The 12,868-nt window shown below is 44.1% G+C and carries 14 protein-coding genes; 2 read left to right on the forward strand and 12 right to left on the reverse strand.

Going from position 1 to position 12,868, the window contains the following annotated elements:
* Window positions 1–98: 98 nt before the first annotated feature.
* Both UWK_RS11025 and UWK_RS11030 read left to right on the forward strand, forming a co-directional pair.
* Complete coding sequence (locus UWK_RS11025; RefSeq protein WP_015404447.1) at window positions 99–497, forward strand: response regulator; 399 nt, start codon at window positions 99–101, stop codon at window positions 495–497.
* Between the two features lie 20 nt (window positions 498–517).
* On the forward strand, window positions 518–847 hold the full coding sequence (locus UWK_RS11030; RefSeq protein ID WP_015404448.1) for an Hpt domain-containing protein: 330 nt from the start codon (window positions 518–520) through the stop codon (window positions 845–847).
* Between the two features lie 75 nt (window positions 848–922).
* Here UWK_RS11030 and UWK_RS11035 read toward each other — a convergent pair whose 3' ends face one another.
* From UWK_RS11035 to UWK_RS11085, 12 genes are all read right to left on the reverse strand, one after another.
* Window positions 923–2,305, reverse strand: coding sequence for an NAD(P)(+) transhydrogenase (Re/Si-specific) subunit beta (locus UWK_RS11035; protein WP_015404449.1), 1,383 nt, complete (start codon window positions 2,303–2,305; stop codon window positions 923–925).
* Window positions 2,306–2,325: 20 nt separating this feature from the next.
* Window positions 2,326–2,631, reverse strand: coding sequence for an NAD(P) transhydrogenase subunit alpha (locus UWK_RS11040; protein ID WP_015404450.1), 306 nt, complete (start codon window positions 2,629–2,631; stop codon window positions 2,326–2,328).
* 10 nt (window positions 2,632–2,641) lie between these two features.
* Window positions 2,642–3,772, reverse strand: a complete 1,131-nt coding sequence (locus tag UWK_RS11045; protein ID WP_015404451.1) for a Re/Si-specific NAD(P)(+) transhydrogenase subunit alpha — start codon at window positions 3,770–3,772, stop codon at window positions 2,642–2,644.
* A gap of 175 nt (window positions 3,773–3,947) precedes the next feature.
* Complete coding sequence (mpl, locus tag UWK_RS11050) at window positions 3,948–5,384, reverse strand: UDP-N-acetylmuramate:L-alanyl-gamma-D-glutamyl-meso-diaminopimelate ligase (RefSeq protein WP_015404452.1); 1,437 nt, start codon at window positions 5,382–5,384, stop codon at window positions 3,948–3,950.
* Complete coding sequence (locus UWK_RS19600) at window positions 5,384–5,545, reverse strand: hypothetical protein (protein ID WP_015404453.1); 162 nt, start codon at window positions 5,543–5,545, stop codon at window positions 5,384–5,386. The genes mpl and UWK_RS19600 overlap by 1 nt, the downstream gene beginning before the upstream one ends.
* A 193-nt stretch (window positions 5,546–5,738) precedes the next feature.
* On the reverse strand, window positions 5,739–6,329 hold the full coding sequence (locus UWK_RS11055) for a hypothetical protein (RefSeq protein WP_015404454.1): 591 nt from the start codon (window positions 6,327–6,329) through the stop codon (window positions 5,739–5,741).
* Between the two features lie 135 nt (window positions 6,330–6,464).
* Complete coding sequence (locus UWK_RS11060) at window positions 6,465–7,739, reverse strand: cation:proton antiporter (protein ID WP_015404455.1); 1,275 nt, start codon at window positions 7,737–7,739, stop codon at window positions 6,465–6,467.
* A 72-nt stretch (window positions 7,740–7,811) separates the two neighbouring features.
* Window positions 7,812–9,239: a carbonic anhydrase gene (locus UWK_RS11065; protein WP_015404456.1), complete on the reverse strand. Its 1,428-nt coding sequence runs from the start codon at window positions 9,237–9,239 to the stop codon at window positions 7,812–7,814.
* A gap of 72 nt (window positions 9,240–9,311) precedes the next feature.
* Window positions 9,312–9,878 carry a CBS domain-containing protein gene (locus UWK_RS11070; RefSeq protein WP_015404457.1) on the reverse strand — a complete coding sequence of 189 codons (567 nt, stop codon included), beginning with the start codon at window positions 9,876–9,878 and terminating at the stop codon, window positions 9,312–9,314.
* Window positions 9,879–10,262: 384 nt separating this feature from the next.
* Window positions 10,263–10,559 (reverse strand): type II toxin-antitoxin system RelE/ParE family toxin, encoded by a 297-nt coding sequence (locus tag UWK_RS11075; RefSeq protein ID WP_015404458.1) that lies wholly within the window; start codon window positions 10,557–10,559, stop codon window positions 10,263–10,265.
* Complete coding sequence (locus UWK_RS11080; RefSeq protein WP_015404459.1) at window positions 10,556–10,837, reverse strand: type II toxin-antitoxin system Phd/YefM family antitoxin; 282 nt, start codon at window positions 10,835–10,837, stop codon at window positions 10,556–10,558. Before UWK_RS11080 ends, UWK_RS11075 begins: the two co-directional genes overlap by 4 nt.
* A gap of 263 nt (window positions 10,838–11,100) precedes the next feature.
* On the reverse strand, window positions 11,101–12,654 hold the full coding sequence (locus UWK_RS11085) for an IS1182 family transposase (protein WP_015404460.1): 1,554 nt from the start codon (window positions 12,652–12,654) through the stop codon (window positions 11,101–11,103).
* Between the last annotated feature and the right edge of the window lie 214 nt (window positions 12,655–12,868).

The following is a 12,868-nucleotide window of genomic DNA, read 5'->3' on the forward strand; positions in this document are numbered from 1 at the left end:
TGAAAAACAATCCAGAGGGATTCTGTTTTTTATTTGAATAATCCATCCATTCGTATAGCATAGAATTATGAGAAATTCTAAAATTTAATCGGAGCACAATGAAGATTCTAATTGCAGAAGATACTCCTGTTAACCAGGTTTTGCTTGCTGATTTTCTGGAACCATATGGAGAGTGTCACGTAGCCAGGGATGGTTTTGAGGCTGTGGAAATTTTCGAGCAAAGTCTGAGCACGACCGAACAGTCATTTGATCTGCTTTGTCTTGATATCATGATGCCGAAAATGGACGGACAGGCAGTACTTCAGACTGTTCGAAAGCTGGAAGAAGAGCAGGGGATAGCAGAGGAAGAGAGGGTGAAGGTTCTGATGATCACAGCCCTTGATGATTCGAAAAACATCATGGAGGCTCTGGTGAAGGGGAAGTGTGCAGGGTATCTGACCAAACCTGTTAGTAGGGCCACACTGCAGGAGCAATTAGCTTTGTTAGGCCTTGGCTGACAAAGGAGGTGTAGGGTGAAATGACAGACCTATCCTTGTCTGATCGGGTGGAAATACATGTACGGGATTTTTATCAATTACCTGTTGAGAAGGTTGCCGTCATGCTTCCTACCTTTCTCGCTGTTCTCAAAAATCATTTAAATGATCTGGAAACAGCACTTGATGGAGGTGACCTGATTGGAATTGGCCGGGTAGGACATACCCTGAAGGGTGCTCTTCTGAATCTGGGTCTTGCTGAGATCGCCGAGATTGCCGCAAGCATTGAAAGAGAGGGGAAATTAGGGGGGGAGAATTTTGATTTTACTGAAGCGGTATCCCGGTTGAAAGTAGAACTTCAAGAGATTCTTTGAAAATAAAGAAAACGAAAAAAAAAGGCGGCTTGAGAGTTCTCTCAAGCCGCCTTTTTTTATGAAAAACGGAATACTTTATTCTTTAACTGCTGAAAGCAGTTTTTGAATAGAGGACTTGGCATCACCAAAGAGCATCATGGTGTTGTCTTTGAAGAAAAGCTCATTCTCAATTCCTGCAAACCCAACGTTCATGGAACGTTTCAAGACAACGACGGTTTGTGCCTTATCAACTTCCAGAATAGGCATACCGTAAATAGGACTGCCTGGATTGGTTTTTGCGGCAGGGTTCACAACATCGTTAGCACCGATGACCAATACCACATCTGTGGTTGAAAAATCGTCGTTGATATCTTCCATGGCGTAAAGCTGATCATAGGGTACATCAGCCTCGGCAAGAAGAACGTTCATGTGCCCGGGCATACGACCGGCAACTGAGTGAATGGCATATCGAACATCGACACCTTCTTCTCCAAGGTAATCACCGAGCTCACGGGTAACATGCTGAGCCTGAGCAGCGGCCATACCATAACCTGGAACAATGATCAGGGAATCTGCATTTTGAAGGGTAATGGCGACATCTTCAACCTCGAATCCTTTCATACTTCCAGTGGGACCTTCGCCACCGTCAGCTACAGAGTCATCAACGGCACCAAAGGCACCAAAAAGGACATTGGCGAGCGAGCGATTCATGGCATCACACATGATTTTGGTGAGGAAGAGGCCCGATGCTCCAACCAGGGAACCAACAATAATAAGGGCATTATTGTTAAGGGCAAAACCGGTCATGGAAACTGCAAGTCCGGAGTAAGAGTTCAGGAGTGATACAATAACCGGCATGTCCGCTCCGCCTATCGGGATAACGGCAAGAACGCCAAGACCCAAAGCCAGAAGAATAATAAAATAAAACGCCAAAGTGTTGGCCGGGTTCTGGAATACTAAATAGGCAAGGAAAATGGTTAGCAGTACAATCCCGGCATTGACAACCTGCTGGAATGGATAGGTAATGGGGCGTGTGGAAATTATCCCCTGCAGTTTGGTGTAGGCAATAATGGAACCGGTAAAGGTAAGGCCACCAATAATAACGGAGAGAAGCAGGGTTATCATGGTGAAGTTTGCAAATGCGCCGGTATGACCATTAAACTCAGCCATGGCAACAAGTGCTGATGCAGCACCACCGCACCCGTTAAACAGGGCAACCATTTCAGGCATTGAGGTCATCTCAACCTTCACAGCGGCATAGCCACCGATGGCTGCACCAATGGCAATGGCGATGATGATCATGGTGTAGCCGAACATGTCGGGGGAAGCGAGTGTGGCAGCAATTGCCACTAACATTCCAGCCATGGACAGCTTGTTTCCGAGTTTTGCCGTGGCTGGAGAGCTCAGATTCTTGATACCAAGCATGAACAGTACAGCCGATATCAGATATACAAAATCGATAATATTAACAATAGACATAGGTTAACTCTCTGGTTGTACTATTCTTTTTTCTTCCGCTTCTTTTTCTTGAACATCTGAAGCATTCTGTCCGTTACCATGTATCCACCAACCACATTCACCGTGGCAAATACAACTGCACAAAATCCAAGCATGGATTCTGCATCAATACTTTCGGGGCGACCCGTGGCAATCAAAGCACCAAGGATGGCAACACCTGAAATGGCATTTGATGCGGACATAAGTGGGGTGTGTAAGGTTTGCGGCACTTTTGAAATAAGCTCGGCCCCTGCAAAGCAGGCCAGTACAAAAATGGTCAAACCGATAATGATTGTTCCTGTATCCATTTTTTTCTCCTTATCCGGCCATGAGTGACTTGGTCAGTTGGTGGATGACCTCGCCATCTTTGGTGACCAGTGATCCACTGGTGATTTCATCTTCCATATTCATCTTAAAACCATTTTCATCACAGAGATGGAAAAGGAATTTTTCAACATTCTTGGAAAACATCTGAGAGGCGTGAAAGGACATGGTGGAAGGCAGGTTGGCATGACCGATAATCTGGACACCATGGACAACAATATTTTCACCAGGTGTGGTGAGCGCACAGTTGCCTCCCATTTCAGCCGCAAGATCGACAATGACAGACCCGGGTTTCATGGATTTAACCTGTTCTTCACTGATCAGAATAGGCGCTTTCTTGCCGGGAATGAGAGCGGTAGGAATGACCACATCTGATTTAGCAATGTGTTTGGAAATCAGTTCAGCCTGTTTCTTTTTATATTCATCTGACATCTCTTTGGCATAACCGCCACCGCCCGACCCGTCTTCTTTTATTGGAACTTCAACAAACTTGGCACCGACTGAATTGACCTGTTCCTTTACTTCGGGGCGGACATCAAATGCTTCAACAACTCCACCAAGACGTTTTGCGGTGGCACAGGCCATAAGCCCGGCTACTCCGGCACCGAGAACAAGAACTTTCGCTGGGGCAATCGTTCCAGCGGCAGTCATAAGCATGGGGAAAAACTTGTTGATATTATCTGCAGCAAGGAGCACTGCCTTGTAGCCGGAAATGGTACTCATCGAGGAAAGAACATCCATGGATTGCGCCAGAGTTGTTCGTGGGATGATATCAAGACCGAATGCCGTGATTTTTTTATCCTGAAATTTTTTGACGATGTCGTGGCGCAGGGTCGACTGGACAATGGAAATATAGAAGGAGCCATCTTTAAGGGCTTCGGCTTCTTCCATGGATGGCGGGCGAACTTTAATCACACAGTCACCCTGACTGATAAGTTCTGCGGCAGTCGCCACGATGGTGGCTCCTTTATCCGTGTAATCCTGATCACTATGACCGGACGCCAGGCCTGCACCTGCTTCAATCAAAACGTCAAAGCCATGTTGGCTAAGTCGCTTGATGGAATCCGGAATGATAGCAACCCTGTTTTCGCCCTCTTCTGTCTCTTTTAGAACAGCGAGTTTCATGGTGGGTCCTCTCTAAAAAAATATAATGAACTGAACTTTGTCGAATCTTTATATTCCACAGGTAATGCGGATAAGATTTGAACTGTGAAATGAATGAGCGCTCAATACTACGGTATCTTGGCCTAATGGTCAAGAAATTAGAGGGATTTATGTCAGGAAAAGGGGAGTCTGTTTTTCAGATTGACTGGAGTTTCTCCAGGAGTCGTTGATGAATATTGTCAAAGCCACCGTTGGAAAGAATTGCGACGACATCTTTGGCCTGGAGGATTTGCAACAGGCTGTCCAGAATAGCATCGGTATCAGGACAGGATTGGGCGTGAAGACCGCGTTTTTTTAGATCATCAGCAAGTTGTCTGGAAGAAAAAAGCTCATCGCTTGCCACGTTATCAAGGGGGACCGGTTCCCGAATAAAGACAAGATCGGCAGAATCAAAACAGCTGACATAGTCGCGCTGAAAAACAGCGCGTCGTGAAGAGTTGGTGCGTGGTTCAAAAACAGTAATCAGGCGTTGCCCTGGGTAAGCAGCTTTTAACGCTTTTAATGTCTCCTTGACGGCCGTAGGGTGGTGAGCAAAGTCATCAATTACGGTTATGTTATTTACTACTCCGCGTACCTCTTGGCGACGCTTGATACCTCCAAACTGTTTGAGTCCCTGATTGATGGCAGCAGGAGTGACACCTATGCGATGGAGAACTGCAGCAACAGCTAAACTGTTCAGGCAGTTATGGGTACCCGGTAACTGTACTGAGAAATCAGCCCAGTTTTTACCATGCAGGCGGGCGGTGAAATGAGTTATTCCACCCTCTGCCCGGACATTATGGAGCGACCAGTCCAGATTTGTGTTTTGGCCGTAACCTTGTACTTCGCAGGGGGCATCACGCACAACATCCATCACATTGGGATCATCAAGATGGGCGATGATAAGGCCGTCTTTGGGAAGCAGTGAAACAAACTTTTTAAAGGATCGTTTAATGGCTTCCAGATCAGTAAATATGTCGGCATGATCAAATTCCACCGAAGTTATAATTGCAATGTCTGGCCGATAGTGGAGGAATTTGGATTCCTTGTCAAAGAAGGCTGTGTCATATTCATCTCCTTCTGAGACAAAATGCTCTCCCTTACCGAGACGAAAATTGGCATCAAATTCCCGGACGATACCGCCAATCATAAAGGTGGGGTCAAGTCCTGCCCGATTGAGGCAGGATGCAAGAATGGAAGATGTTGTGGTTTTTCCGTGGGTGCCGGTGACCACAAGGGATGTTCGCGATTGAATAAAGAAATGGGCCAGTGCCTGAGGAAAAGAGAGGTATGGAATTTTAGCCTCGGCCAGTGCCTGTGCTTCAGGATTTATTCTGGTAATGACATTCCCCACGATAACAAGATCGGGGCGTGGTTCCAGATTTTGTTTACCGTACCCGTCATGGGCCGTAATACCAATTTCTTCAAGGAAAACAGACATGGGGGGGTAAACTGATTTGTCGGAGCCGCTGATCTCGTATCCGGAACTTTTCAGCATCCCGGCAAGGGCTGCCATGCCGGTACCACAGATCCCCATGATGTGGATGTGGCGGATGGTTTCAGGAGCGCGGTTCAGATCAGGGAGTAGTTCCATTACTCTTTTTCCACGGTTGCCTTAATCGTATCAAAGATTTTGGGAAAACCGATCTCAAAGGTCGCCGGGGTGAGTCTGCCCACCTCAATAAATTTAATGGCTATTTCCTTGGATATCTTCAGGAGCACTTCATCGGCAATTTTACTTTCTTTACTGTCCATGATTGTCTTTAACTAGTGGTTTCTATACGCAGAATAGCGTCGTAATAATAGTACAACAGTTCAGGTGCTGCATAAGCCGTCCCTGTTGTTGTGAAGAAGGCCAATTCCATTGAAACAACAGGGACGGGATTCCAACAGAAATAACCGATCAAGCCATCCCTGTGAAAACTACATAATTTATTTTGATTTAAAATTATGGAAGAGCAGCAATAGATTTTAAATCGATGCTTTTCGCATACTCCATAAGCTCCTCACGGGATACATTCTGTCCCTTAAGGGTAACAAGAAAACGGTTGTTGATAACGATGTTAATGTCACCGCCATTGTTTTTAAAATTAACAATCCCCTTATAGCCATTGATTAATTCAAATTGTCCGGCGGAAGCTGCAAAAATAGGATTGGAAAAAATCATAACCATGGATTGCATCAGTGGCGAATCAGTAACGATGGATATGTTTATAACAGAAGTCTCTTTTGTATAGGTTTTTTCGGCTGTGAGACCGCCACCAAAAAGAGAAGCTGTGGTAACCTGGGATTTGCCCTCATCTGCTGTCCAGCCTGTGAGAGGTTCAGGAAGCATCCTGCTTAATGCTTCACCTTTCTTCTGGCGAATCAACTGACTTGCATAATCGAGACTGCTTGCTGCATTACTGAAATCATTCTTTTTATACTCGTCCAGAGCTTTTTCAATGGTCTGGATAACGGGATCTTTTTCTTCACCCTGTACAAATGACGGGATAAGCATAACCAGACAGACAAGCATGGATAGGTGTTTTGCTGACATCACAGACTCCTGATAGAAGTAATTCAATAACTATTATTCTATTTAATATCCTTAATGCATTCTCACAAGAACTTATCAGGTGCAAGCTGAATTTTTTATGTAAAGGCGTGGTGGGGGAGGTGAAAGAAAGCATTTTCATGTGTCCAGGTGTGTCCGCCCAAGCTCAGCTTCTGCCCGGGAAGCTGTGGCGCGTACCAGAGGGGCAAGGGTCAATCCCTGCACCAGAACAGAAAACACAACAACCATATATGTTATGGTAACCAGCGCATTACGGATATCACCAGACGGCAGAGAAAGGGCAAGTGCCACAGAGATACCACCTCGAAGACCTCCCCAGGTGAGAATGGAAACAACCCCTGGCGAAAAACTTCTAAAACGCCGCATAATTCCAATGGGAAGGGCCACACTGATCATACGGGCACTTAACACCAAAGGGATTGCCAGTAATCCTGCCAATAGATATTTTTGATCGAGTGTGATTATTACCAACTCCAGACCTATAAGGACAAAGAGCACAGCGTTGAGAACTTCATCAATCAATTCCCAGAATGTATCCAGGTGTTCACGTGTTGATTGAGACATGGCAAGTTTACGGCCGTGGTTACCGATTAGCAGCCCTGCTACAACAATGGCTATGGGAGCGGATAGATGGAGAGATTCGGCAAGCACATAACCACCGGTGGTGATAGCCAGGGTAATGAGCACTTCAACGGAGTAGTTATCAACCTTTTTCAGCATCCAGAAAGAAATGCCCCCAAGAAGCAGACCATATAAAACTCCACCTACAACCTCTGTTGCAAAAATATGAAATATGGTCTCAACCGTTACAGGTTTTGTTCCCGTTGCCATCGCTGCTATCACCAAAAATACAACAACAGCGATACCATCGTTAAAGAGTGATTCACCAGCAATTTTTGTCTCAAGGCTCTTAGATGCTCCGGCGGTTTTCAAGATGCCCAGAACCGCGATGGGATCGGTGGGTGATATCAAAGAACCAAAGAGCAGACAATAAATCATCGGAATATTCAGATCCAACAAGGCCGAAATGTACCAGGCGCCAATACCAATCAAAAAAGTTGCCCCGATAACGCTTGCTGTTGCAAGGATTGCAATTACCAGACGTTGTTTTGCCAGATCCTCCAGATTGATATGTAATGCTCCGGCAAAAAGGAGAAAACTGAGCATTCCATGGAGCAGGGTCGCATTAAAATCAATGGAGGTGAGCATTCTTTCAACCTCCTGTCCAATGGTACCGTAACCAAACTTAGCCAGACCGATTAAAACAAGGGACATGACAAGGGCAATGGTCATTAAGCCAATGGCCGTCGGCATACGGAGAAAGCGGTAATTTACCCAACTGAATGCGGCAGCCAGGCTGATAAGAATGGCGATAATATGAAATAGCTGCATGCGATCTTCTTTTTTTTATAGGAATTGTGCCTGGGGACAGTGGTGGAAACCACCCTCTGCAAAGTTTATCCATCAGGGGAGAATGGTAATATCCGGATACACCCCTTGCATGTTGCCAAAGAGAAATGGTTGGATATTATTTAACGAAAGCTTACGGTTATTCTGTGCGTGTCCTTTAACATTGTTGTTATGCTCATGGAAAAAGGCACCGTTAACCTCAAGAATGTGTTGTATCCGGTCTTTAAAAGCCTGAACAAAGGTGGATCCGCTGCCTTCAAAAAACATGTTTCCCTGGTTGGTATGTGTTTCAATTTTTTTGAGATTCTCGAGTGAAATACTGTTTTCCTGAAGCTCCTGCTGATTGGTGACGAGTCCCCAAACCAGAGTGTCTTGAGGAATGGAGAGAGTCTCCTCGGAGTCTATAATGGTATGAGGCATGATCACACACCCCTTTCCTATTATGAGCCGATGTTCTGGTTTACCGAAGAGAAAACTGTTGAAGCCTACAAACACACCTTCATCGAGATCGGCTTCAATTATTTTTGCACCATGGGCTGTGACATTGCCCCCTTCCAGGCGAGAGTTAATGATAAAACAATGTTCCTGAGCATTTGCCCCCCTGCCCAAATAGGAATTTTCCAGGTAGGCACGTTGGGCAACAAGTACATTTTCTGAAATCGTTGTGCTTGGCAGAACGACGGCATAACGATCAAGTGAGGCGTTTTCCGGTACCTTGATTGTGTCTTCCAGGTTGGCAGCGTCAAAAATCGTATTGAATGCATCTTTGCGTGCCTCAATGAAATCAATCAGGAGCCCAGTTGGCCCTTTTTCAGGGGAACAGTGAATGTATTGCTTGAGTCTTTTTGTGGGATATTGATAGAGAAAATTAAATTGTCCCGGGCTGTTGACCCAAATTGTTCCAGGTTCGACGTTGAGGTGATTGATCTCGCCGGCCTGTATGTAGGAATAAGGGCCTATTACGCAATCGCGCATGGTTGTAAGATCAATTGTTGCAAAAGAACCAAGAAAACAGCCATCAGAGGGCGCTCCATGGATATTTGAGTAATCAAGCGCCAGTGTATCCTTGATGAAAAAACGTTCGGGAGTCTCGGGATCATGAGAGTAGTTGTGCACCAGTGTCTTTATAAGAGCACTGGTTTCTATGTCTATAAGCTCGTCTTTTGCAAGATCAATACTGAAGTGTTTGTATTGAAAGGTGTCCCCTTTTCGCTTGAGTTCGTCACCTCGTATATCTGATTTGTAGAGCAGCGAATCTGATATTCGACAATTACCAAGAAAATAACTGCCTGCAAGACCACTGTGAATAAACTTGAGGTTGAGTGGGATATCTGCTGTGATTCCATAAAAAGCATAGAATTCACTCATTTTTTCCAGATTGATATGGTCTTTAACAAAGGGGCTTACGTCAAAAGTAAGATCTCGAAGATTGATATTCACTCGCTGGATGATTCTGTTGAAAATCTTTTCAATTTCGTACATGGCGTATCCTTGAATAGGGGAAGAAGTCTGTCCTATTAACTTTTCCATGGAATCATGGAGTGTTGTGTCGTGCTACTTTTCTCCAATATTCAATGCCTTCATTCCATGGCAAGCTGCGACAAAAACATCTGCTATGCGCAGGACACCGATTATTTCCTCATCCCTTTTGACAAGTAGTGAAAGGTGATTGCCACTCACCAGTTTGTGAACAGCAATATCAAGTGGACTTGATTCTGCAACGTATTCATCAGGTGTCGGTTTCTGCATGAATTCTTCCACTTTTTTACCGGCAGCTTTTTTTAGGGCCTGTTGGGTGAAAATTTTTGTGTCAAGACGAATAGTTTCTCTGATGTTTTCGATATATGCGTCACTGAAATTAAACATTTTAAGTTTGCTGAGGTCTTTTGAAAGCTCCTCTCCGGCTTCTATAGCCTTGAGTATCCTGTGTTGGCTGATTCTGCCGACAACTTTTTTCTCATCGTCCAGAACAAGAATGGCTCGGTGCTGATATTTGCCGTGATAGAATTTTTCCTGAGCCTGCTCAAGCGCTAAAATTGCGTCGAAGAGCGTTGTGCCAAGCGATACAGTTGCATATTCGGAGATGGGTAATAAGAGTTTTTTTACTGTGAAATTTTTCATATAATCCCATGCTTGATCAAATTCTTATCAACAACTCCCTTGTCCCAGGCAAAACTGCGACATTTGTGAAGAATAATACTATTGTGTATCTCATCCATACTGTAGGTGTATACTCACGCTATTTAGATGTCAACTTTTAGTGAGGGAGGATATGCTTGCTGGTTTGTGTGAATCGCCACGAGTATTCTAGACACTCATCTCCTTTATAGCAGCCCATAAATTATAAGGCTAAAATAAGAGAAGAACAGTAGATCTATTAATCTGGGACATTGACAGGATATTGAATCTTCGGAATGGCTGTACGTTATAGCTCAGGGGATTTCGCCACTTTACCCCGATATTTGCCCAAAGATCGGACTGGCAAAATTTTCCCGCAGCGCCTTGTTATGCTATTAGTTCATCTACAGGTAGTATTTGCTTAGTGTGACGGATAGTAAGAATGGCAATACTCATCTCTTCTATTCGGTAAATTATTCGATAATTACCAAAAATAATTCCTCTTATTTCTTTTCTGTTTATTTCTGGAACAGTACGGCCCATTTTGGGCATTGAATTTAAGATTAGAACTTTTTCAAAAATATCATCAATCCATTTTGATGCAGCCGTAGGATTGTCTAATGAAATATATTCTGCAATTTCCGAGGCTCTATCAATAGCTAATGGAGACCAGGTTATTTTCATTTGGATATTCTCTTTAAGATCATATCCTTTGCGTTTTTGTGTGCTACTCCTTCTCCATTTTCAATTTGGCTAATTGCTTTTTGCACATCACTTAGCAATTCGATCTTTTCCTGCATAGCTTCATATTCGCCTACGTCCAACAATACAGCAGCACCTTTGCCATGCTGAGTAATAATTAGTGGTCTTTTAGTATCGTGGACTTGCTTAAGAAAAGAAGCTATTCCTGCCCTGAATTCTGACATAGAACGTATATCTTGATCTACTCTCAATCTTTGCATTTGGGCATCTCCTTTGGTGTGGAATGTGGTACATTATAACGTACTTCAGGAGGTTCGTGCAATGGTTATTGTTTCGAGGCGAATAACGAGTCTGCAGAAAAACCCAATTTCCAGAAAGGTTCTCCTGCCTGACTTCAGAATTCTGATTTAGACTAAATTGTTTTTATCCTAATTGGTTATATCACACCTGCTAAATTTGTCATGAAAATCATAACAGACGCATGTATTTGATCTTCTAACCCATGCCTTTCCCTTTGTTTGTCTTATGTTGCTCCTGGCATTCCATAGTTATGCACCTTTTTCAGGTTATGGACGACACAAAACAACAGCCATTGGTTGTTGACCTTCTTTTTCCCTCGAAAGCTGAAACGATCTAATCCCATGACATGTCTGATATGTGCAAAAGGTGGCTCTGCTGTTGCTATTCTCTTGGCGTAGATGGCCTTGCCTATAACAGAATCAATCTTGCTTTTCATCTTATCAGCAAAAGATGCACCTGTGTTTGTAGGTACCGTACCAAGCGCACATGTCACTTGTCGTACTTCTGTTCTCTCTGGATACCGGAGGCATTGGGTTCTCAGTTTACATGGGCGGCAGTTTTTTTTCTGGCCTGTAAAAGCAGCACGCTTCACTCCTCTTAATAATGGAAAACCGCTTTTGTACATCCGCTTACCCGCTGGGCATACGCAATAACGAAACTCTGGGTCAAATGTGAAATCTTTTGGAAGAAACTGCTTGCGCGAGTGATCTATTTTCCTGCGTTCCTCTGTTGTTCTTTCTTTGTATCTACCAGCATTGTCAAACCGGGGGTCTCTTTTGCGGAAATAGCGGTCCGCGATATAGGCATCTATTTGCTCTTCTGCCAACATCTCCATATTCTTATTGGTGTGAAAACCACTGTCTGCGGTCAGTTTTGTGGTCTTGAAAACATCTTCGTCACTCTCAATACTCTCAAAGTTTTTACGCGTTATTTCTATCATCGGAGATAGTAAATTGTATTCGGTGGCCTCTCCGTAGGCTGCAGCTCCAACGATCACCTGGTGCCTGTTATCCACCATCGCAACGCCATTATATCCCTGGATTATACCATTGGAGGATTTTATCTTGGCACTGTCGTTATCTGTTATGTTGGACTTGGTGGGAGTCTTATTATGGCCTGGCTTGTCATCATTATCATCCATCCATTCTTTTATTTTTTTCACCTGTTTCTTCAGGGTTGAAACATACTGTTTCTCGGTTTCCTTTACTCTATTCTCAGGTTTTGTTAGATCTGCTTCACGGTGACGTTTGACGATACGTTCAATGGCATTTTCCAACTTCAGGCATTTTCTCTTAAAATCTTTCTTCGTTCCGCTCCACTCTTTTGAGGCATTTGAAGGGAGCTTACATCCATCAACGGCAAACATCTCTCGTCCGATGAGGCCCATTGCATCGCAGACGAGGAGGACCTCCCGGAAGAGTGTGATCACCTCTTTATCCATACTGGAAATAAAGTTAGAAATGGTTGTGAAGTGAGGTCTGCTATGGGCTGATAGAGCCATGAAAACCACATTTTCCTCACAGCACTTGGCTATCTCTCTACTTGAGGTTATCCCTCTGGAATAGGCAAACAAAACAACTTTTAACAAGATACGGGGATCATAAGCGGGGGCACCATTTTCGTCATTCCGATAACGACTATCCAAATGAGACAAGTCCATTTCATGATCTATAAGATAGTTGATGGAGTACTCAAAAGTACCTTTCTGAAGCTGCTTGTTGAAAAAGACCGGGAGGAAATGACCTTGTGCAGGGTTATAGGGCTTGTATTTTGCCACAATGAACCTCTTTTTAGATGTTCAGTTGTCTGTTTGGTTAACTTCGGCAAAATATAGCATATTTTGTCAATAATATCAAGGTGGTTATGGTTATTCTACAGGCTCAACGTTTGAGTTAACCAGTGCGCCACCCAAAGATGCAGATGAGGCAACCAACCTCTTCGCATCTGGTTAAACGCCTGGTGTACGCCCGACATGGGCGTGAACTAATGGG

The sequence above is a fragment of the Desulfocapsa sulfexigens DSM 10523 genome, from assembly GCF_000341395.1.
In the GTDB taxonomy this organism is placed as follows: domain Bacteria; phylum Desulfobacterota; class Desulfobulbia; order Desulfobulbales; family Desulfocapsaceae; genus Desulfocapsa; species Desulfocapsa sulfexigens.